Raw genomic sequence first — 20,444 nt, 5'->3', positions numbered from 1 at the left:
GATTAAAAAATCCAATTCCAAATAGTGAATAGACCAACAACGGCAGAAAAGAGAAGGGAAGCAAGCAATGCTAGACAGCCAAAAGGAACTAGCTTATCTTTCCATGTTTCTTTATACTCATAAATTAACTCCTCTGCTACTTTCTTCTGCACTAAAGATAAAGGTTGATCTTTATACAAACCTTTTATATGGTTAGAATCGCCTTTAAACTTTAAAGCACGTGCAATATGATGAGGACTATTTCCCATTGATTTTTCAAATAATAAACATGATTCATGCATAATATCTGTTTTATGCTCTTCTAGATACCAGTAACGTCCAGCCATTTCTGGATATTGTAATTTATAATAAATATCTCCGAGTTGTTTTCGAAGATGTAATTCATTTGGGTATGTAAAGATGAGGCCATGCAATCTATCTCTTGCTTTTCCAAGATTATTATTTTCAATATCCTCTTCAATTCTTTTTAATGTTTTTCTAGGAATTTTATTGGTCATAAACTCCTCCTTATTTAGAATAGAGATAAGTATATTTTATAAGAAATACTAAAAATTAGAAATTCTATTTTCGAAAAAGATTGTACATTTTATTTTAATGTGCTATGATGATGTCAGTTGAATAGTTAAATTAAGCAATCCATATGTTATCAAGTGCTGAAAACGAACGAGAAAAAGTATGTGAGAACTAGTTTATGTTTCGTATTTGATAATGTGTGGATTCTTTTTTTAGACAGGAAGACTAAAAAATTTAAAATTTGTATTTTCTTAGGAGGAAATAATTATGGCAGTAACAGGACAAGTAAAATGGTTTAACAACGAAAAAGGTTTCGGTTTCATCGAAGTTCCAGGCGAAAACGACGTATTCGTACACTTCTCAGCAATCGAAACTGACGGTTTCAAATCTTTAGAAGAAGGTCAAAAAGTTAGCTTCGAAATCGAAGACGGTAACCGTGGACCTCAAGCTAAAAACGTAATCAAACTATAATTTTATAGTTGATGATGGAAAAAAGGATGGCTAATGCCATCCTTTTTTTGTTGTGGAGAAAGTTTTTTTAGAGCCTGTTTTTATATCTAAATCTCTTTTTCGATGTTACAACTGGTAAAAAATTATCTGGAATGCGTATTAGTTTCTGTAGAAGAATTAGTTCAGCAAGAGCATTTGCTGCGTATGATAGTAAATAACTATAAATTTGTATTCTCTGTTGAAATGGGGAAATCTTTTCCAGATAGACCTTGAGTAACATCTTTTTTGTTAGCGTTGTTGTTGGAATTTTGTACGTTTTGAGATGATGTTTCTAACAGTTGTTCTTGTTCCTTACTAGGGGTATTCAGAGCATCTGAGGGAATGCTATTAACCTGCTGATTTAATGGATTTTCTTTATCCATAGTATACAACTCCTTTTTAGAATTCGATAAAAAGCAATGTAATTATAAATAGCTACTTATATATATTGTGTTTTTGAATGACATTATATACAAAACTTATATTACAAAGTTAACTAATTAACGAATTGTTAGTGATGGATAAAGATGTGCAAATTTGAATTTTTTAATAAAAATTAAAAGCGGATAACAAGTACAAATACTCTTTCTCATGTTTTATATAAGGATCATATTACAAATCAAAAAAGATGTAGAGAACCTTGGAAGAAAATATAGTCGTTTTTTAGGGGGAAGAAGAATAAATAAAATGATACTACGAATGTAAAAAGGCATTCCATAAAGGAAGGCCTTTTATTGTTCTTGCCCTGATTTTTTCTTCTCACGTTTTTTACATTCTGGACATTTTGATTTACGAAACGGTTTGGCAAAGAATAGCAGAATGAAAAATAAACCGAATATAATACTAGCTGAGTTTTTCACGATAATGACGCTACTATTTTTCATTTGAATCGATGGTTGGATCTCTTTTTCTTCCATAGTGGCCCTCCATATATTGGATTTACATTTTAATTATAGCAAAGTTAGTTGTTGTAATGATGTGAAATGAGGAATGGATAATAAATATTTATAGGTAGTATAAATGCTGTTTTTATAACTTTAAAATTAATTAATTTCTATATTGTGATTTTATTGTTTAACAAATGTTTGATAAATGATAAAAAATTGTAAAAAAGCGGAACTTGTAAGCTATTTCCTTTTCATAGATGCTAAAATTATATATGCAGCTGCTAATATAAATGGAAAAAAGGAGATAATGGAGTATGGAAAGTAAAGTGGAACGCTATGTCGAAAATTATGTTGTAACGAAAAATACGATGGCCTTACTTCCTGTTATTCTAAGTGAAAAGAAAATTGTTACGCGAGTCGTTGAAATGAATGATTCTTTTTTCGTATTTCAAAAACCTCTAGATATTATAGAAAGAAGTTGCCGCAAGCATGGCTCTAGTTTCTTAGGCAGAAAAGAAGGAACGAAAGAGTTAACTCATATTACACATAAAGCACCGATTGCGATTAGTCCAGCAGATCAACTTTATTTTTTCCCTACCTATTCTTACTCTAGAAAAGAGTGCGCTTGGTTGTCTCATTTTTATATTGAAAGTAATAAAGAATTAGAAGATGGAAATCTTATTATTAGATTTATAAATGGCTTTGCTGTGAAATTAGAAATATCAAAAACTAGTTTTGAAAATCAACAAAATCGTACAGCGAAATTACGTACTGAATATGAAGATCGTAGGAAAAAACAAGGGAATCCTTGTTTTAAAGAGGTCGATAAAAAAGAGGAATCAACATTAAGACCCGCTTATGAGAAGGTGTATTTTGTGAAGGAAGGCGAAGTGTGAAAGGATGGGGGAATCCCCATTCTTTTTTTGTTTGTCAGTCAGTCTTTGTAGATAAGGCGATATATTAGAAAAAACGAGTTGTAATTGATATATTTAGAAAATCACCAGTATAATTTCATTTACCGATAAAAACCGAAAAACAATCTAAATAACAAAACGAACGACACGTCCTGTCGAATATTGATAGATTATCATAGCTAAATAATGAAGGAATTCTTATGAAAGATATGGAAACTTTAATAAATACATCTCCGTATGTCGTATCTACCATTTCCTCTTTCATATAAGCAATGATACAGTAGGGATAGTATTTAGAGTAAAGGGGTAAAGTGTAGAATGGATTTTCAGACAATCAAAGAGTATTTTTCACCAGAAAATATGGATCATATTGTTGAGAGTTATAAAGCGTTCGGACCACTTCTTGGTATTGGTTTACCGATGATAGAGGCGTTGATTCCAGCATTACCGCTTATTGTATTTGTACTGGCGAATGCTGTTGCATTTGGCTTTTGGCTCGGTTTTCTTTATTCATGGCTTGGATCAGTAATGGGTGCATTACTTGTCTTTTTCATCATCCGCCATTTTGGTCGCAGTCGTTTCTTTTCGTTTGTAAATAAGCATGAGAGAGTACGAAAAGCAATGGGGTGGGTTGAAAGGAAAGGATTCGCACCGATTTTTGTTATATTTTGTTTTCCGTTTACACCGTCAGCGCTCATAAATGTTGTCGCTGGTTTATCCCGAATTAGTGTAAAACAGTTTGGTCTAGCGTTAGCATTCGGAAAACTTGTGATGATTTTTATTTTAACGTATATCGGTCATGATTTAATGTCATTTATTCATAATCCAGTGAAATCAGTTATTGTAGCGATTGGTATTTTTATTTTATGGTATGTCGGTAAGAAAATCGAAGTAAAGTTAGAACTACATTAAGAATAGTCTTCTTTGTAAAGGAAAGCTTCAGTATTAAAGGATAAGGGGAGAAGCAGATGAAGAAAACTTTGAAAAAAGAAGGCATAGAGTGGATACGAACAATTTTAATTGGTGTATTATTAGCTGTATTTTTTCGAACGTTTTTCTTTTCAACGTATGTTGTAGAGGGGAAGTCAATGATGCCGACATTGCAAGATGGCAATATGCTAGTTGTAAATAAGGTGAGTTATCAAGTTGGGGACTTGAACAGATTTGACGTTGTGGTATTTCATGCGAATAAAAAAGAGGACTATGTAAAGCGGGTTATCGGTTTACCTGGAGATCATATTGAATATAAGCAGGATAAGTTATATATAAACGGTCAATTTATTGATGAGCCGTATTTAGAGAAGTATAAGAAAGAGATAAATGGAAGGCAACTAACAGGCGACTTTACATTAGAAGAGTTAACGAAAGAAAAGCTGGTGCCACCCGGGTTTATTTTTGTAGTAGGTGATAACCGGCTCGGGAGCTGGGATAGTAGACACTTTGGCTTTGTAAAAGCTGATACAGTTGTCGGTAAAGTTGATTTGCGATATTGGCCAATTCAAGAGGTGCAAACGAATTTTTCAAAAGGTTGATATAATGAAGTAGAAGTATAGAAAAGACAAACAACTCAGTTTGTCTTTTTTCGTGTACTATAATACAATTATAGTAGCAAACTAACGTTCGTTATGTAAGTGAAAGGTGGGGTTACATGTCACTTCGATTTGTGATTGGTAGAGCGGGAAGTGGAAAAAGTACACTTTGTTTACGCGAAGTGCAAGAAGAGTTAAAACAACGCCCGAGAGGGAAAACAATATTATATCTTGTGCCAGAACAGATGACATTCCAGACGCAGCAGGCGTTAATTGGAAGTGAGGATGTAAGAGGTTCTATTCGGGCACAAGTTTTTAGTTTTTCACGATTAGCGTGGAAGGTACTACAAGAAGTTGGCGGAGCGAGTCGTCTTCATATTGATGAAGCGGGTGTACATATGTTACTCCGTAAAATTGTAGAGTCTCGTAAAGATGGATTATCGGTGTTCCAAAAAGCAGCGGAGCAAAACGGTTTCTTTGAACATCTTGGCAGTATGATTGCAGAGTTTAAACGTTACAATGTAACGCCATCTAACGTATATGAAATGTGGCAACAATTAGATGCGCATAGTAGCAGTGCCGAACAAAAGTTACTAGCGAATAAAGTGTATGATTTACAGTTACTATACGATGATTTTGAACGTGCTTTAATCGGAAAATATTTAGATTCAGAAGACTACCTACAATTGCTAGTGGAAAAGCTTCCGCAGTCTGAATATGTAAATGGTGCGGAAATTTATATAGATGGATTTCATTCATTCTCCCCGCAAGAGTTAGAGATTGTAAGACAGCTTATGATTTGCGGAGCGAGAGTTACGATCACGTTAACGATAGATGAAAAAACGTTAGCGCAGCCAGTAAATGAACTTGATTTATTTTATGAAACGACGTTAACGTATGAAAAAATCAAACAAGTAGCGCGTGAAGAGAAAATAGAAATTGAAAAAACAATTCCACTTATGGAACAGCCGCGTTTTCATTCTCCGGCATTAGCACATTTAGAAGCTCATTATGAAGCGCGTCCGAATGAAAAATTTAACGGTGAAGCGAGTGTAACGATTAGTACAGCTGCGAATTTACGAGCAGAGGTAGAAGGTGTTGCGCGTGAAATTCGTAAACTTGTGGCGGAGGAAAACTATCGTTACCGAGATATTGCGGTTCTTCTTCGTAATGGGGAAAGTTATTACGATGTGATGCGAACGTTATTTACAGATTACAATATCCCACACTTCATCGATGAAAAGCGTCCGATGTCACACCACCCATTAGTAGAATGTATTCGTTCTGCACTCGAGATTATTAGTGGGAATTGGCGTTATGATGCGGTGTTCCGCTGCGTGAAAACAGAGCTTTTATATCCATTAGACGTAAGAAAAGAAACGATGCGTGAAGAAATGGATGAATTTGAAAATTACTGTTTAGCGTACGGTGTACAAGGAAAGAGGTGGACTTCAGAGGATCCATGGATGTATCGCCGTTATCGTTCTCTTGATGATACGAACGGGATGATCACAGATAGTGAACGTGAAATGGAAGAGAAAATAAATAGGTTACGTGACGTTGTAAGAACACCTGTTATTCGCATGCAAAAAAGGTTAAAGCGTGCAGGAACAGTTATGCAAATGTGTGAAGCAGTTTACTTATTTCTAGAAGAGCTGGATGTTCCGAAAAAACTAGAAGAATTACGTATACGTGCAGAAGAAAGTGGAGATTTCTTATTTGCGACAGATCATGAACAAGTATGGGAAGAAGTAATGAGCCTTCTTGATACGTTTGTAGAGATGCTTGGTGAAGAGAAAATGTCTCTTTCTATGTTTACGGACGTTATGTCGACAGGTCTTGAGGCGCTTCAATTTGCTAACATTCCACCGTCATTAGACCAAGTGTTAATTGCTAATATTGATCACTCCAGGTTATCTGACGTGAAAGCAACGTTTATTATAGGTGTAAATGAGGGTGTTATTCCAGCAGCACCTATGGACGAAGGTATGCTTTCTGATGAAGAAAGAGAAGTTCTTGGTGCAGCGGGGATTGAATTAGCGCCAACGACGAGACAAACTTTGTTAGAAGAACAGTTCGTTATGTATCAAATGGTAACGAGAGCATCTGAGAAGTTATATATTTCATGCCCGCTTGCAGATGAAGAAGGAAAGACGTTACTTGCGTCTAGCTTTATTAAGAAAATAAAAAGAATGTTCCCTAATGTGAAAGATTCATTTATTACGAATGACGTAAACGATTTATCACGTTCAGAACAAATTTCATACGTAGCAACGCCAGAAGTAACGTTATCTTACGTTATGCAGCAACTACAAACGTGGAAGCGATACGGATTTGAAGGGAATTTAGACTTTTGGTGGGACGTATATAATTTCTACGTAACTTCAGATGAATGGAAACAAAAAAGTAGCCGCGTCTTATCAAGTTTATTCTATCGAAATCGTGCGAAGAAACTAAATACAGCAGTAAGTAGAGATTTATACGGAGATATAATTAAAGGAAGCGTCTCTCGTATGGAACTATTTAACCGTTGTGCATACGCTCATTTTGCGCAGCACGGTTTATCGCTTAGAGAGCGTGATATTTTCAAGCTTGATGCGCCGGACATCGGCGAATTATTCCATGCGGCATTAAAGAAAATTGCGGACAAGCTATTGCGTGAAAACCGTACTTGGGCGGATTTATCCATAAAAGAGTGTGAGCATCTTTCTGTTTTAGTAATAGAAGAAATCGCACCGTTATTACAACGACAAATTTTATTAAGTTCAAACCGTCATTTCTATTTAAAACAAAAACTACAACAAATCATTTTCCGTACGTCAATCATTCTTCGTGAACATGCGAAGTCAAGCGGATTCGTACCAGTTGATTTAGAAGTGCCGTTCGGTATGGGTGGTACAGGCTCACTTCCGCCGATGGAATTCTCATTACCAAATGGTGTGAAGATGGAAGTTGTCGGCCGTATTGACCGTGTTGATAAGGCAGAAGATGAAAACGGGACGTTCTTACGTATTATTGATTATAAATCAAGTTCAAAAGGGTTAGATTTAACGGAAGTGTATTACGGATTAGCACTTCAAATGTTAACGTATTTAGATGTTGTTACTTCGAATGCGCAGACGTGGATGAAAAAAGGTCACGCAGCATCACCAGCTGGTGTATTGTATTTCCATATTCATAACCCAATCGTTGAGATGAAAGGTGACGCATCTGAAGCTGAAATTGAAAAAGAAATTTTAAAGAAATTTAAAATGAAAGGACTCGTATTAGGAGATGCTGACGTTGTTCGTTTAATGGATAACAAACTTTCAACAGGAAGTTCAGATATTATTTCTGCTGGCCTGAAAAAAGACGGTAGCTTTAGTGCGCGTTCAAGTATTGCAAGTGAGCAAGAGTTTAATGTACTGCAAAAATATGTACACCATACGTTTGAAAATATCGGAAAAGATATTACAGAAGGTGTTATCGATATTGCTCCTTATAAAATGGGAAATAAAGCAGCATGTACGTTCTGTAACTTCAAATCTGTTTGTCAATTTGATGAGTCACTTGAAGATAATCAGTTCCGATCGTTAAAAGATATGAAAGATAGCGAAGCGATGGAGAAAATAAGAGAGGAGGTTGGCGGAGAATGATAGAAAATTGGCCTAAAAAACCAGAAGATAGTCAATGGACAGATGACCAGTGGAAAGCTGTTGTAGCGAACGGGCGTGATATTTTAGTTGCGGCTGCAGCTGGATCAGGTAAAACAGCAGTATTAGTTGAACGTATTATTAAAAAGATTATTAATGAAGAGAATCCAGTCGATGTCGACCGCCTGCTCGTTGTAACATTTACGAATGCAGCGGCGCAAGAGATGAAAAACCGAATCGGGGAAGCGTTAGAAAAGGTATTAATTGATGAACCAGGCTCTCAACACGTAAGAAAGCAGCTGAGCCTATTAAATAAAGCTTCCATTTCAACAATTCACTCATTCTGTTTACAAGTAATTAGAGGATATTACTACATGCTTGATGTTGATCCTCGTTTCCGTATTGCTAATCAAACAGAAAATGAATTGTTAAAAGAAGAAGTGCTAGATGACATATTAGAAGAAGAGTACGGAATCGAAGATAATACAATCTTCTTTGAACTTGTTGATCGTTATACGAGTGACCGTAGTGATGATGACTTACAACGTATGATTTTAGCGCTTCATACAGAGTCAAGAGCGCATCCAAATCCGGAAAAATGGCTTGATAAATTAGTAGAAGCATATGACGTAGAAGGAAAGACAATTGAAGATTTAGTATATGCTTCTTATTTATTAGAAGATGTGAAATTCCAGCTTGAAACAGCGGAACAGCATATTCGTAAGGCAACTGAACTCGCAATGCTTCCTGACGGTCCAGCGCCTCGCATTGAAACCCTGCAAGCAGATCTAGCTTTACTTGGAACGCTATCATCAGCTGCTCATGAGTCGTGGACAAGTTTGTATGAAGCGATGCAAAACGTATCGTGGCAAACGTTAAAGCGTATTAAGAAAAGTGATTACAATGAAGATGTTGTAAAACAAGTAGACTCTCTTCGTAATAAAGCGAAAGATGAAGTGAAGAAATTACAAGAAGAGTTATTTAGCCGAAAACCTGAAAGTTTCTTACGAGATTTTCAAGATATGCACCCAGTATTAGAAAAGCTTGTTCAACTTGTAAAAGTATTTACAGAGCGTTTCCAAGCGATGAAGCGAGATAAAGGAATGGTCGATTTCACAGATTTAGAGCATTTTTGTTTACAAATTTTAAGTGAACAAAGTGAAAATGGTGAAATGAATCCGTCAGCAGTTGCGCTCCAATATCGTAATAAATTTGCTGAAGTATTAGTCGATGAATATCAAGATACGAACTTTGTACAGGAATCTATTATTAAATTCGTAACGAAAGATTCTGAGAGTGAAGGAAACTTGTTTATGGTTGGTGACGTAAAACAGTCGATTTATCGTTTCCGACTAGCCGAACCAGGACTATTCCTAGGAAAATATAAACGCTTCACACAAGAAGGATTGGGCGGTGGAATGAAGATCGACTTAGCGAAAAACTTCCGTAGTCGTCATGAAGTACTAGCAGGTACGAACTTTATCTTCAAACAAATTATGGGTGAAGAAGTCGGAGAAATCGACTACGATGCAGACGCTGAATTAAAGTTAGGTGCTACCTATCCAGAAGGTGAAGATGTAGCGGCAGAACTACTGTGCATTCAGCAAACGGAAGAAGAAGTAATAGACGGTGAAGAAGGTGCAGAAGTCGAAAAAGCACAGCTTGAAGCTCGTCTTATGGCGCAGCGCATTAAAGCGATGGTTGATTCAGGTTATGAAGTGTATGACCGTAAAAATGATAGTATGCGCCCAGTACAATACCGCGACTTCGTTATTTTACTTCGCTCCATGCCGTGGGCACCGCAAATTATGGAAGAGTTAAAACTACAAGGAATTCCAGTATATGCAGACCTTGCGACTGGTTACTTTGAAGCGACAGAAGTAAATATTATGATGAACGTATTCCGCGTTATTGATAATCCGATGCAAGATATCCCGCTTGCAGCAGTACTTCGTTCACCGATCGTTGGATTAAATGACGAAGAACTTGCGACGCTTCGTGCTCACGGAAAGAAAGGGTCATTTTATGAAGTAATGAGCTCATTCTTAAAAGGGGCACCACTTGAAGAGGAGCAAGAACTTCATGATAAATTAGAGTGGTTTTATAACTTACTGCAAGGATGGCGTGAATTCGCGCGCCAACAATCACTTTCTGATTTAATTTGGAAAGTGTACGGTGAGACAGGTTATTACGACTTCGTTGGCGGTTTACCAGCTGGAAAGCAAAGGCAGGCAAACTTACGCGTACTATATGACCGCGCAAGACAATATGAAGCAACATCATTTAGAGGATTATTCCGTTTCTTACGTTTTATTGAACGTATTTTAGAACGCGGTGATGATATGGGTACGGCGAGGGCCCTCGGTGAACAAGAAGACGTTGTTCGCATTATGACGATTCATAAAAGTAAAGGGTTAGAGTTCCCAGTTGTATTTGTAGCTGGACTCGGTCGTCGTTTTAATACACAAGACTTAATGAAACGTTTCTTATTGCATAAAGATTTCGGTTTCGGTTCGCAATTTATCGATCCGCGTAAACGAATTAAATATACAACATTATCACAGCTTGCGATTAAGCGTAAAATGAAAATGGAATTAATTGCGGAAGAAATGCGCGTACTATACGTAGCATTGACGCGTGCGAAAGAGAAGTTAATTTTAATTGGAACAGTTAAGGATGCAAATAAGGAAATGGAAAAATGGCTTGATGCGAGGGAACATAGTGAATGGTTATTACCAGATCATATACGTGCTGGGGCGTCTTGTTATTTAGACTGGATTGCACCTTCATTATATAGACACCGTGATAGTGAAATGCTTCTTGAATTAGGACAAGGAAGTATTCCAGATGAAATTTACGGGTATGACACGAGCTGGAAAGTAGAAGTTGTGGATGGTAATACGCTACTTGCACCAGAGCCAGTTCAAGAAGAAAAACAAGAATTGTTAGAAGCGCTTCGTGAGAAAAAGGCTGTTCCCCTGCAAAGTGAACGGAAAGAAGAAGTGTACGACAGATTAATGTGGAAGTACGGATATGAGGATGCGACATCTCATCGTGCAAAGCAATCTGTTACAGAAATAAAGAGAAATTATCAATCTGAAGAAGGTAGCGATAACGCCTTTATTAAAAAACTACGTGCACCAATTAAAACACGTCCGCGCTTTATGGAGAAAAAAGGGTTAACGTACGCAGAGCGCGGAACAGCAGTCCATGCCGTTATGCAGCATGTTGATTTGAAGAAGCCGATTACGGTTGAAGTTCTTCAAGAGCAAATTGCTGGAATGGTAAATAAGGAATTATTAACATTCGAGCAGGCGGAAGAAATAGCGATTGAAAAAGTAATTTCATTCTTTGACAGTGACTTAGGTAAAAGGGTATTAGCGGCGAAAAGCGTTGAGCGTGAAGTACCATTTACGATGATGCTTGCAGCAGAAGAAGCATATCAAGATTGGCAAGGGAATAGCGGGGAATCGATTCTTGTCCAAGGGGTTATCGACTGCATGATTGAAGAAGAAGATGGTATTACGCTAATCGATTTCAAAACAGATACGATTGAAGGGAAATTTCCAGGCGGATTCGAACAAGCGAAACCAATTTTAGAAGATCGATATAAAGTGCAGCTTTCGTTATATGCAAAAGCACTGGAGAAAAGCTTACAACATCCTGTAAAAGAGAAATGTTTATACTTCTTTGATGGGAATCACGTTGTAAATATTGAAGAATAGAGGGGCTTGAAAATGGTAACGGAAAAAACGTTAAGAACTTGTGAACAGGGACACGAGTACTATAAAAGTAGCGATTGTCCAACTTGCCCAGTCTGTGAGAAAGAGAGAAAACCAAAAGAAGGTTTTCTCTCTCTTCTTTCAGCGCCAGCAAGAAGGGCATTAGAACACCATGGAATTCAAACTGTAGAAGAACTCTCAAAATATAGTGAAAAAGAAATATTAAAATTGCATGGTATGGGACCTGCATCTTTGCCGAAGCTTAGGAGGGCTTTGGAGGAGAGCGGGTTATCATTTAAATAAAATGAAATAGTGCCTCTTCACTACTTACTTGTTTATACCACTATTTGTGGACAGTAAAGCTCTTGCTTATTAAAATTTTATTTTAATAATTTTGAATTAGATAAAAGAAAAAAGTAGGAGATATTCTCCTACTTTTTTTACGCTGTTCCAATCTGATCTTGATCTGCCACATCAGAATCAAATGTATTTGTTGCACTAACACCGTTAAACGTATTCACGACAAACCCAACATTGGAAGCTCCAGATCCGTTATAGGCTTTCGTGTTTTCTTTCGGAGATACGTTATAAAAATCTCCTAAGTTGAAAGAGCCGTTACTGTTTTGCACGACGAGATTTCCTACAACCGAAGGCATACCATCCACCTACTTTACTAAGCTTTTTAATTACTATATGAATTATTGTGCGGAAGGTTCATCCGTAATATATTGGCGGATTTGTATAATACGAGAGTTATTAAAACCATAATCAACATTTCCAATTTGAAAGCAACCAGAATTTAAAAGTGTGCGTAATTCAACGTTATTCACTTCAATAAAAGGGCATTCATTTACAATGTTTAATTTTACATCTGTCGTTCGTTTTGGAATTGTAATGTGTTCATCTGTAAAGATTTCAAAAGCATCAAAGCGACCTTCTCCCCGTATATAAAAAGGAATTTCACGGTGGACGGCAATAGCTCTACTTTTTAATTCCATTTGGTTTGCATCTCCAACTTGAAATACAGCAGCAATCCCTAAAGAAATAATAGAAACATTTTGGACAATAGACACATGATGCAACATAATTTCTCAGTCTCCTTAACCTGGAGTAGGAGGGACATCTGTTACTAATGGTACAAATGGACCCTCTGTAACTGTTTCAAATGGTGTATCGAGAATAGAAGATAGAATGAGGAGATTTGCATCTCCAATTAAAAAGAGTGCGGACGACGATACACCGTTCATTTTAATCTGTCCGACTTTTAACTCACGGTTTACAACGTTAAGGTTCATACATACTTACTCCTTTCGGAAATTTCCCGGTATGTGCTGAATAAAGGAGAGAAAGGCTTTGTCAATATCTTGTTTCATTGCCTGAATAATGATATCTCGTAAATAATCTGGATCTGTTGAAATACCTTCATATGATTGCGCTTGTGATAAATAATAAGGGAGTCGATGCTCCATCTGTTTTTTTATGTCATCCACCATCATTTGTCGATACATTTCATCAAGCGGTGTTTGCTCTTCTTGTTCAAAATGGAGAATACGATTATATGCTTCTTCATCTAAGTATCGATGCATTTCTTGGAGGATACCTTGATAAAAGTCTGGGTTTGTTTCGGTTTCAGGGTTTACCTTCAATGTTTCTGTATCCACTTGAAAATCTTCAATTTGTTGTCCTTTTGCTGAAAATGGGTTTAAACCAATATTTAAAGTACCATTTAAATTTTCGACTTTTAATTGATCGAATTTGTATTCCACTTTTCCTACAGAAGAGGAGGGGCGATTTTTTAATTCGTTAAGCTCTTCTTGGAGTTGGCGCACTTGATCTTCTAAATTCAGGATGGCTGCTTGTTGTGTTTGAAGAGCTTGTTGAAGTTGGTGTAAGTAAGTATATATATCTTGATTCATTTGTGAAACCTCCTTTTCAATAGGGAGGGTAAAAATATTCCTGCTATATATTTATGACAAGGATGTCTTAAGAAGAACTAGTTGATGGTTTGATAGAAATAATTTGTCCTTTCGCTTGTAATGGGCGAAGCGGCTCCGTAAATCCGCCCGTATTTGAAAATTTAGATAGGGCTTTAATACTTCCGGCAGTACCAATTTGGAACACAGAAGAGGTTGTAATGCTATCAATTTTAATGCTGTTAATGATGATGCTTTGGTTTACGTAAAAATTCAATACAATCGCCCCCTTTAAGTTGAACCAATTATCGCTTGATCGACGACATCTGAATCGTTGACAGTCGTTGCACTTTGATAATTGTAGACAGAAACGTTATCTCCAACATTAAAAGAGCCGGCCCCGGCGAAAGCACGTGAGTAACTAATAGGCCTAATCGCAAATACATCTCCAATATGAAAAATACCACTTGATCCAATATTGACGATACGAATATGTCCGACCATAGCTGGCATACAAAACACCCTTCGTTTTTAAAATTTTCTTTTCTACTATTGTATGGGCGTTTCCAATAAAATGTGTATTTTTTTGAAATAAAAGAAACACACGCATTATTGCGTGTGTGTTTTGAACGTTTGATTAGGGTGTAAATCCGTATGTACATGACAAATTACATTTAAGAGCCTGTCCAGTTCTTGGCTACAATCCACTGTTTTTTGAGAAGTCATTCCATAGCGTTCAGCAAAATAAATCATTTTTTCACGTTTTTTTTCAATCGCTTGCTCAAACATTGAAATCGGCTCCATCTCTAAATGAAATTTTTAGTATATATGTAGTACATATTATACAAAAACTTCATAAAAAAGAAATGCATTCGCTAAAAAAAGTAAAATTTCTACATTTTATGCCAAATGATAAAGGGTAACGAATAGGGTATGAGAAGAATATTGTAAAAATTAGCGTGCATGAGAAGGTTTTTTTCTTACGGATGCGAATACAATTAAAGGGCATGAGTTTTAGGATGGAGAGTGGAAATATTGCGTTTTGTAACGGCGAAGAAAGCAGAAAAGGTATTTGTAGGTATTGTGGATGAAGAAGAAGAAAAGGTATTACACTTAAGAGAAGCGCAAAGACAAAAAGGGGAAAAGGTTACAATCCCTATTACAATGTTAGAGTGTATTGAAAGAGGGACTGAATGCTTTGAGAAAGTATGTGAAATTGTAAATTGGGCAAAAGAAAACGGGGAAGCGGCGTATTATCCGTTAACAGAGGTGAAAATATTAGCACCGATTCCAAGGCCAAGAAAGAATATTTTGTGCGTTGGAAAAAACTATCGTGAGCATGCGGTAGAAATGGGCGGAGTAGAGTCTATTCCAGAAAATATAATGATTTTTACGAAAGCACCAACAACAGTTATTGGCATAAATGAGCAAATTAATGGTCACCCTCATGCAACGGACGAACTAGATTACGAAGGAGAATTAGCTATCGTTATTAGTAAGCGAGGGAAGCAAATAAAAAAAGAAAAAGCACTTGAGCATGTTTTTGGTTATACGATTATCAATGATGTAACAGCTCGAGACATTCAAAGAAAACATAAACAGTTTTTCCTTGGGAAAAGCTTCGATACATTTTGTCCGATGGGACCGTATTTAATTCATAAATCGGTGGTTAATGCGCCGAATGCATTACACATTGAAACGGTAGTAAATGGAGAAGTAAGGCAAACTTCTAACACAAATAAAATGATTTTTTCAATAGAAGAAATTATTTCAACGATAAGTAAAGGAATGACTTTAGAACCAGGCGATATTATCGCAACAGGAACCCCAGCTGGTGTCGGAAAAGGTTTCACACCACCGAAGTTTTTACATGCTGGTGATGAAGTGGTTATTACAGTAGAAGGAATTGGTACTTTGCGAAATGTAGTGAAGTGAAGAAAAGAGCTATCTTGTTAAAAGATAGCTCTTTTTTATGGCCTTGGGTTATAGAGGTAATCAATAACGGAAAAAGTGTAAAGACCAATGAATGTAAGTGTGCAAATGCCAAATAGTATAACCGTAAGTGCGCTTTTTTCTCGTCCAAAACCAATGATAGTAAGAATAACAGCAGTCCAAAATGATGCTTTCAGTAGTGTGAATGTAGTAGGAGTTGAGTGGTGAGTAAGCCATGTTGTGGAAAGTAGGAAGCCAAAGAATGTAACTAAAATAAAAGATGTAGCTAAATAGTTAATATGTTTACCATGTTTACCATATCTTAATAGCATATTGCACCTCCTTTATGATTTTAAAATACAGAAAATTAAAAATTTATCTTAATATAAATGAATATAAAAAGAAAGAGGTTGTCCTAACATGTCGGACAACCTCTCTATCATTACGATAATACAGCTTTAATTTTTTGGAATGCCCACTCTAAATCTTCTTCAGAGATTACTAGAGGTGGTGCGATACGAATTACGTTTTCATGTGTTTCTTTACATAGTAGACCAGCTGCTTTTAGTTGTTCACAGTAAGGACGAGCTGGTTCGTTTAATTCGATACCGATGAATAAACCTTTACCACGAACTTCAGTGATCATTGGGTTATCAATCTCTTTTAATTGCCCAACTAATTTTTCTCCTAATTGAAGAGAACGCTCTGTTAATTTTTCTTCTTCTAACACTTCAAGAGCTGCGATAGAAACAGCACATGCAAGTGGGTTACCACCGAATGTAGAACCGTGAGAACCTGGCTCGAATACGCCTAAAATGTCGCGGTTTGCTGCTACGCAAGAGATTGGGAATACACCGCCGCCAAGTGCTTTACCAAGTATGTACATGTCAGGAGTTACATTGTCCCAGTCACAAGCAAATACTTTACCAGTACGGCCTAAGCCAGTTTGGATTTCATCTGCTACAAATAAAACGTTTTCTTTTTTACATACTTCAAAAGCTTCTTTTAAGTAACCAGCTGGCGGGATGTTAATTCCTGCTTCACCTTGAATTGGCTCTAAAATGAATGCTGCTGTGTTTGGTGTAATTGCGGCTTTTAATGCTTCTAAATCACCGTAAGGAATTACAACGATGCCAGGAAGCATTGGACCGAATCCACGCTTGTACTCTTCGTTTGAAGACATAGAAACAGAACCCATTGTACGTCCGTGGAAGTTATCTTCACAAACGATGATTTCAGCGCGGTTTGCTTCTACTTTCTTCACATCATAAGCCCAGCGACGAACTGTTTTAATTGCAGTTTCAACAGCTTCAGCACCTGTATTCATTGGAAGTACCATTTCTTTATTAGTTAGTTTCGCAACTTTTTCGTACCAAGGACCTAATTGATCGCTATGGAAAGCACGAGAAGTTAACGTAACACGATTAGCTTGGTCAATTAAAGCGTTAATAATTTTCGGGTGACGATGACCTTGGTTTACTGCAGAATATGCACTTAATAAGTCCATATAGCGGTTTCCTTCAGGATCTTCTACCCAAACACCTTCTGCTTTAGAAATAACGATTGGAAGTGGGTGATAGTTATTTGCTCCGTATGTGTCTGTAAGTTCGATAATATCCTTAGTTTGAATCATGATTGTTCCCCCTTTTGTTATTACAAGAAGTTTGTAAATACTCTAAATATTATATCATTTAAATGTAAAAAAGCGAAACATTTCCTGAAAATAAATGAACATGTTATCATATAGAGTGAAAAAGTGTGAAAAGAGGAGGTAAGGGATACGATGGTACATATGCATATTACAGCATGGGCGTTAGGTTTAATTTTATTTTTCGTTGCGTATTCACTTTATTCAGCGGGAAGAAAAGGTAAAGGTGTACATATGGGGCTTCGCCTAATGTATATCATCATTATTGTGACAGGCTTCATGTTGTACATGAGTATTGTGAAGACAGCAACAGGTAGCATGCACATGTGGTACGGCCTGAAAATGTTAGCTGGTATTTTAGTTATCGGCGGAATGGAAATGGTTCTTGTAAAAATGAGCAAAAACAAACCAACAGGGGCGGTTTGGGGCTTATTTATTGTTGCGCTAGTAGCAGTATTATACTTAGGACTGAAATTGCCACTTGGCTGGTACGTATTCAAATAAAAATAAAACCACCTTATAATCTCAAAGACTTGGGAGATAAGGTGGTTTTTATTTTTTATGTCGCATCGATATGCAACTCTTCTCCATTTACTTTCGTAAAACGGAACATATTTTTATTTGACGTAGTGTGACGTACGAAATGGTGCTGCAGTGTACAGATCATTTCGTCGTTATCAAACAAAAGAATATTTACTCCTTCGCGTGACTCCTCTTTCGGTAAGAAGGATAAATAATTATGACAATACATGCAATCATATAAAGAGTAGTGAAGTGATTGCAATGATTCAGTTAATAATGCGAAGACAGAGTCAGGTAATTCCTCGAGCCATTCATTATAGCTAAGAAGTAACTTTTTTCGAATACGTACCATTTCACCATTTTGCAAATGGTGTTGCTCGTTGGCGATTTGTAATACATCTTGTTCATAGAAACGGGCTGGTAACCAATTGTTATTATACAAAATTTCAAACCCATCTTCGGCAATATCTTCTAATAGAAACGCTTCATCATTTTCATCATCAAAGAATACCCATTCATTGTTTATATATTCTACATTACCGACTGTATGAGCACGGGGCTGGTTATATAAAATATGTTTACGTTGTATCATATACGATTTCTCCTTTATGAAAAGTAGTTATTCCTGTTATAGACAGTTCGTGCGTTCTTTATAACTAGACACATCTAGACATAGGTGGGCATACAATAAAACACGTTTTACTGAGTGAGAATGCTATTCCATATGTGGATAGTAGGTTATCGTCAAGTTTTTCATTTTTTGATCCGCACTCTTAGGGTGGGGATTACTGCACGTTCAAGAAAAGAAATAAGATGGAAGGATGATTTATATGTGCGGGATTACAGGATGGGTGGATTATAAACGCTCATTAGAAGGAGAAAGAGATGTCGTTACGAAGATGGCTGAGACGTTAGCGAAGCGGGGGCCGGATGATAATAAAGTTTGGATTAAAGGAAATGTCGCATTTGGGCATAAACGGTTAATCGTTGTAGACCCTGAGGGCGGTAAACAGCCGATGACTTGTTTAAAAGATGAAACGAATTACGCCATTTGCTATAACGGTGAACTTTATAACACAGAAGACATTCGAAAGGAATTATTAAGAAGAGGGTATACGTTCAAAGGTCATTCTGATACAGAAGTATTATTAGCTTCTTATATTGAATGGAAAGAAGAATGTGTCGATCATTTAAACGGTATATATGCGTTTGCAGTATGGGACGAACAGAAAGAACAAGTATTTATTGCGAGAGATCGATTAGGTGTAAAGCCACTTTTTTATAAATATGATAGCGGACGCTTACTATTTGGTTCGGAGTTAAAAGCGATATTGTCGCATCCAGATGTGAAGGCGGAAGTAACATTAGAAGGGTTATCAGAAATATTCGGACTCGGACCGTCAAGAACGCCTGGCCACGGTATTTATGCTGGTATAAAAGAATTACGTCCAGGTCATGCGATGACATTTTCAAAGAACGGTTTATGTATATGGAGATATTGGAATGTAGAAAGTAAAAAACATGAAGACTCTTTTGAAGAAACAGTAGAGAAAACGCGCTTTTTACTACAAGATGCCATTACAAGACAGCTTGTTTCTGATGTACCACTATGTACCTTTTTATCAGGTGGTGTAGATTCGAGCGCTATTACAGCTATTGCGGCGAAAGAATACGAGAGATCAGGAAAAGGACAATTACACACGTATTCAATTGATTACGAAGATAATGACAAATACTTTAAAGCGAATGCGTTTCAGCCAAATTCAGATGCTCCGTTTATTAATTTGATGACAGAGACGTTTCAAACAACTCATCATCGTTGCGTCATTTCGAATGAAAAACTAGCAGAGTATTTAACGGAGGCGGTACTCGTTCGTGATTTGCCTGGTATGGCAGATATCGATTCGTCATTATTATGGTTTTGCCGCGAAATTAAACAAGATTTTGTCGTCGGCTTATCTGGAGAATGTGCAGATGAAATATTTGGTGGATATCCGTGGTTTTATAGAGAAGATGATTTACAATCGAGTGCATTTCCATGGATGCGTTCTACAGAAGCGCGTGAACAACTTCTAAAAAAAGAATGGAGAAATAAATTAAATTTACAACAATATGTACAAAGGCGTTATGAAGAGTCGATTCAAGAAGTTCCTATTTTAGAGGGGGAAAGTCCGCTAGAAGCAAAAAGACGCCAATTATTTTATTTAAATATGGTATGGTTTATGACAACATTATTAGACAGAAAAGACCGCATGAGTATGGGGGCAAGTTTAGAAGTACGTGTTCCATTTGCAGATCATCGTCTTGTCGAATATGCGTGGAATATTCCTTGGGAAATGAAAATGTATAAAAACCGCGAAAAAGGTCTATTACGTAAAGCGTTAGAAGATGTACTTCCGCATGACATCTTATATAGAAAGAAGAGTCCGTATCCGAAAACGCACAATCCACACTATACAAACGCAGTAACAGTATGGCTTCAAAATCTATTAACGGATAAAGGTTCAATTTTACACGAACTGTTTGATAAAGAGCAGTTGAGCGGATTGATTCAGTCTGGCGGCAGTGCATTTCAAACACCATGGTTTGGTCAATTGATGACTGGGCCACAGCTTTTAGCTCATTTAGCACAAATTCATGTTTGGTTTAAAGAATATGGGGTAAATATTAAGGAATAAGGGAAAAGCGGCTTACAATTATGTAAGTCGCTTTTTATTAAAGAAATTGTCATATAAAATTCAAA

The 20,444-nt window shown here is 36.7% G+C and carries 23 protein-coding genes; 10 read left to right on the top strand and 13 right to left on the bottom strand.

Annotated elements, in window-relative coordinates:
* Positions 1-2: 2 nt before the first annotated feature.
* Entirely contained in the window at positions 3-497 is a 495-nt protein-coding gene (locus AU379_RS21610; protein WP_000182390.1) for a DUF6584 family protein, read from the bottom strand.
* Between the two features lie 283 nt (positions 498-780).
* On the opposite strand from AU379_RS21610, the gene cspA reads away from it, so the two are divergent.
* Positions 781-984, top strand: coding sequence for an RNA chaperone/antiterminator CspA (gene cspA, locus AU379_RS21605; protein ID WP_000301518.1), 204 nt, complete (start codon positions 781-783; stop codon positions 982-984).
* A 197-nt stretch (positions 985-1,181) separates the two neighbouring features.
* On the opposite strand, the gene AU379_RS21600 is transcribed toward cspA, so the two are convergent.
* Together AU379_RS21600 and AU379_RS21595 are read right to left on the bottom strand one after the other, a co-directional pair.
* Positions 1,182-1,385, bottom strand: coding sequence for a hypothetical protein (locus AU379_RS21600; protein WP_000356922.1), 204 nt, complete (start codon positions 1,383-1,385; stop codon positions 1,182-1,184).
* Positions 1,386-1,733: 348 nt separating this feature from the next.
* Entirely contained in the window at positions 1,734-1,919 is a 186-nt protein-coding gene (locus tag AU379_RS21595) for a hypothetical protein (RefSeq protein ID WP_000391373.1), read from the bottom strand.
* Between the two features lie 284 nt (positions 1,920-2,203).
* On the opposite strand from AU379_RS21595, the gene AU379_RS21590 reads away from it, so the two are divergent.
* From AU379_RS21590 to AU379_RS21565, 6 genes are all read left to right on the top strand, one after another.
* The gene (locus AU379_RS21590; RefSeq protein ID WP_000444439.1) at positions 2,204-2,785 is read left to right on the top strand and encodes a competence protein ComK; all 582 of its coding nucleotides are present in this window, start codon (positions 2,204-2,206) and stop codon (positions 2,783-2,785) included.
* Between the two features lie 336 nt (positions 2,786-3,121).
* On the top strand, positions 3,122-3,715 hold the full coding sequence (locus AU379_RS21585) for a TVP38/TMEM64 family protein (RefSeq protein ID WP_000347518.1): 594 nt from the start codon (positions 3,122-3,124) through the stop codon (positions 3,713-3,715).
* Between the two features lie 56 nt (positions 3,716-3,771).
* Positions 3,772-4,335 (top strand): signal peptidase I, encoded by a 564-nt coding sequence (gene lepB, locus AU379_RS21580; RefSeq protein WP_000751910.1) that lies wholly within the window; start codon positions 3,772-3,774, stop codon positions 4,333-4,335.
* Between the two features lie 116 nt (positions 4,336-4,451).
* Positions 4,452-7,967 carry a helicase-exonuclease AddAB subunit AddB gene (gene addB, locus AU379_RS21575; RefSeq protein WP_061139705.1) on the top strand — a complete coding sequence of 1,172 codons (3,516 nt, stop codon included), beginning with the start codon at positions 4,452-4,454 and terminating at the stop codon, positions 7,965-7,967.
* A complete protein-coding gene (gene addA / locus AU379_RS21570; RefSeq protein WP_003312670.1) occupies positions 7,964-11,689 on the top strand; it encodes a helicase-exonuclease AddAB subunit AddA in 3,726 nt (1,241 codons plus the stop codon). Before addB ends, addA begins: the two co-directional genes overlap by 4 nt.
* Before the next feature lie 12 nt (positions 11,690-11,701).
* On the top strand, positions 11,702-11,989 hold the full coding sequence (locus AU379_RS21565; protein WP_000255727.1) for an RNA polymerase alpha subunit C-terminal domain-containing protein: 288 nt from the start codon (positions 11,702-11,704) through the stop codon (positions 11,987-11,989).
* A gap of 137 nt (positions 11,990-12,126) precedes the next feature.
* Here AU379_RS21565 and gerPF read toward each other — a convergent pair whose 3' ends face one another.
* The 7 genes from gerPF to AU379_RS21530 all read right to left on the bottom strand — a co-directional run bounded on the left by gerPF (position 12,127) and on the right by AU379_RS21530 (position 14,388).
* Positions 12,127-12,342, bottom strand: a complete 216-nt coding sequence (gene gerPF, locus AU379_RS21560; RefSeq protein ID WP_001141566.1) for a spore germination protein GerPF — start codon at positions 12,340-12,342, stop codon at positions 12,127-12,129.
* A gap of 42 nt (positions 12,343-12,384) precedes the next feature.
* Positions 12,385-12,771 carry a spore germination protein GerPE gene (locus tag AU379_RS21555; RefSeq protein WP_000902319.1) on the bottom strand — a complete coding sequence of 129 codons (387 nt, stop codon included), beginning with the start codon at positions 12,769-12,771 and terminating at the stop codon, positions 12,385-12,387.
* A 15-nt stretch (positions 12,772-12,786) separates the two neighbouring features.
* The gene (gene gerPD / locus AU379_RS21550; RefSeq protein ID WP_001052807.1) at positions 12,787-12,981 is read right to left on the bottom strand and encodes a spore germination protein GerPD; all 195 of its coding nucleotides are present in this window, start codon (positions 12,979-12,981) and stop codon (positions 12,787-12,789) included.
* A 6-nt stretch (positions 12,982-12,987) separates the two neighbouring features.
* Positions 12,988-13,602, bottom strand: a complete 615-nt coding sequence (gene gerPC, locus AU379_RS21545; protein WP_001070759.1) for a spore germination protein GerPC — start codon at positions 13,600-13,602, stop codon at positions 12,988-12,990.
* Positions 13,603-13,669: 67 nt separating this feature from the next.
* Positions 13,670-13,876, bottom strand: a complete 207-nt coding sequence (gene gerPB / locus AU379_RS21540) for a spore germination protein GerPB (protein WP_001012508.1) — start codon at positions 13,874-13,876, stop codon at positions 13,670-13,672.
* A 14-nt stretch (positions 13,877-13,890) separates the two neighbouring features.
* Complete coding sequence (gene gerPA / locus AU379_RS21535) at positions 13,891-14,112, bottom strand: spore germination protein GerPA (protein ID WP_001111188.1); 222 nt, start codon at positions 14,110-14,112, stop codon at positions 13,891-13,893.
* Between the two features lie 96 nt (positions 14,113-14,208).
* A complete protein-coding gene (locus AU379_RS21530; RefSeq protein ID WP_000462841.1) occupies positions 14,209-14,388 on the bottom strand; it encodes an aspartyl-phosphate phosphatase Spo0E family protein in 180 nt (59 codons plus the stop codon).
* Between the two features lie 246 nt (positions 14,389-14,634).
* Here AU379_RS21530 and AU379_RS21525 point away from each other — a divergent pair, with 246 nt between their 5' ends.
* Positions 14,635-15,534: a fumarylacetoacetate hydrolase family protein gene (locus AU379_RS21525; RefSeq protein WP_001213065.1), complete on the top strand. Its 900-nt coding sequence runs from the start codon at positions 14,635-14,637 to the stop codon at positions 15,532-15,534.
* Positions 15,535-15,569: 35 nt separating this feature from the next.
* On the opposite strand, the gene AU379_RS21520 is transcribed toward AU379_RS21525, so the two are convergent.
* Positions 15,570-15,863: a hypothetical protein gene (locus AU379_RS21520; protein ID WP_000926853.1), complete on the bottom strand. Its 294-nt coding sequence runs from the start codon at positions 15,861-15,863 to the stop codon at positions 15,570-15,572.
* Between the two features lie 110 nt (positions 15,864-15,973).
* Positions 15,974-17,164: an ornithine aminotransferase gene (rocD, locus tag AU379_RS21515; RefSeq protein ID WP_000616658.1), complete on the bottom strand. Its 1,191-nt coding sequence runs from the start codon at positions 17,162-17,164 to the stop codon at positions 15,974-15,976.
* Positions 17,165-17,314: 150 nt separating this feature from the next.
* Here rocD and AU379_RS21510 point away from each other — a divergent pair, with 150 nt between their 5' ends.
* Positions 17,315-17,683 (top strand): YisL family protein, encoded by a 369-nt coding sequence (locus AU379_RS21510; protein WP_000233495.1) that lies wholly within the window; start codon positions 17,315-17,317, stop codon positions 17,681-17,683.
* A gap of 55 nt (positions 17,684-17,738) precedes the next feature.
* Here AU379_RS21510 and AU379_RS21505 read toward each other — a convergent pair whose 3' ends face one another.
* The gene (locus AU379_RS21505; protein WP_000616047.1) at positions 17,739-18,293 is read right to left on the bottom strand and encodes a DUF2777 domain-containing protein; all 555 of its coding nucleotides are present in this window, start codon (positions 18,291-18,293) and stop codon (positions 17,739-17,741) included.
* Between the two features lie 238 nt (positions 18,294-18,531).
* Here AU379_RS21505 and asnB point away from each other — a divergent pair, with 238 nt between their 5' ends.
* Entirely contained in the window at positions 18,532-20,379 is a 1,848-nt protein-coding gene (gene asnB, locus AU379_RS21500; protein ID WP_000334004.1) for an asparagine synthase (glutamine-hydrolyzing), read from the top strand.
* The last annotated feature ends 65 nt before the right edge of the window (positions 20,380-20,444 follow it).

Origin of the sequence: Bacillus sp. JH7, from assembly GCF_001563515.1 — a bacterium.
GTDB lineage: Bacteria > Bacillota > Bacilli > Bacillales > Bacillaceae_G > Bacillus_A > Bacillus_A cereus.
This window is presented reverse-complemented; position numbering and strand designations above follow the sequence as displayed.

Excerpts from the sequence above, each read along its gene's own strand:
- AU379_RS21610 (WP_000182390.1), bottom strand. The coding sequence starts at position 497 with ATGACCAATAAAATTCCTAGAAAAACATTAAAAAGAATTGAAGAGGAT.
- cspA (WP_000301518.1), top strand. The coding sequence starts at position 781 with ATGGCAGTAACAGGACAAGTAAAATGGTTTAACAACGAAAAAGGTTTC.
- AU379_RS21600 (WP_000356922.1), bottom strand. The coding sequence starts at position 1,385 with ATGGATAAAGAAAATCCATTAAATCAGCAGGTTAATAGCATTCCCTCA.
- AU379_RS21595 (WP_000391373.1), bottom strand. The coding sequence starts at position 1,919 with ATGGAAGAAAAAGAGATCCAACCATCGATTCAAATGAAAAATAGTAGC.
- AU379_RS21590 (WP_000444439.1), top strand. The coding sequence starts at position 2,204 with ATGGAAAGTAAAGTGGAACGCTATGTCGAAAATTATGTTGTAACGAAA.
- AU379_RS21585 (WP_000347518.1), top strand. The coding sequence starts at position 3,122 with ATGGATTTTCAGACAATCAAAGAGTATTTTTCACCAGAAAATATGGAT.
- lepB (WP_000751910.1), top strand. The coding sequence starts at position 3,772 with ATGAAGAAAACTTTGAAAAAAGAAGGCATAGAGTGGATACGAACAATT.
- addB (WP_061139705.1), top strand. The coding sequence starts at position 4,452 with ATGTCACTTCGATTTGTGATTGGTAGAGCGGGAAGTGGAAAAAGTACA.
- addA (WP_003312670.1), top strand. The coding sequence starts at position 7,964 with ATGATAGAAAATTGGCCTAAAAAACCAGAAGATAGTCAATGGACAGAT.
- AU379_RS21565 (WP_000255727.1), top strand. The coding sequence starts at position 11,702 with ATGGTAACGGAAAAAACGTTAAGAACTTGTGAACAGGGACACGAGTAC.
- gerPF (WP_001141566.1), bottom strand. The coding sequence starts at position 12,342 with ATGCCTTCGGTTGTAGGAAATCTCGTCGTGCAAAACAGTAACGGCTCT.
- AU379_RS21555 (WP_000902319.1), bottom strand. The coding sequence starts at position 12,771 with ATGTTGCATCATGTGTCTATTGTCCAAAATGTTTCTATTATTTCTTTA.
- gerPD (WP_001052807.1), bottom strand. The coding sequence starts at position 12,981 with ATGAACCTTAACGTTGTAAACCGTGAGTTAAAAGTCGGACAGATTAAA.
- gerPC (WP_001070759.1), bottom strand. The coding sequence starts at position 13,602 with ATGAATCAAGATATATATACTTACTTACACCAACTTCAACAAGCTCTT.
- gerPA (WP_001111188.1), bottom strand. The coding sequence starts at position 14,112 with ATGCCAGCTATGGTCGGACATATTCGTATCGTCAATATTGGATCAAGT.
- AU379_RS21530 (WP_000462841.1), bottom strand. The coding sequence starts at position 14,388 with ATGTTTGAGCAAGCGATTGAAAAAAAACGTGAAAAAATGATTTATTTT.
- AU379_RS21520 (WP_000926853.1), bottom strand. The coding sequence starts at position 15,863 with ATGCTATTAAGATATGGTAAACATGGTAAACATATTAACTATTTAGCT.
- rocD (WP_000616658.1), bottom strand. The coding sequence starts at position 17,164 with ATGATTCAAACTAAGGATATTATCGAACTTACAGACACATACGGAGCA.
- AU379_RS21510 (WP_000233495.1), top strand. The coding sequence starts at position 17,315 with ATGGTACATATGCATATTACAGCATGGGCGTTAGGTTTAATTTTATTT.
- AU379_RS21505 (WP_000616047.1), bottom strand. The coding sequence starts at position 18,293 with ATGATACAACGTAAACATATTTTATATAACCAGCCCCGTGCTCATACA.
- asnB (WP_000334004.1), top strand. The coding sequence starts at position 18,532 with ATGTGCGGGATTACAGGATGGGTGGATTATAAACGCTCATTAGAAGGA.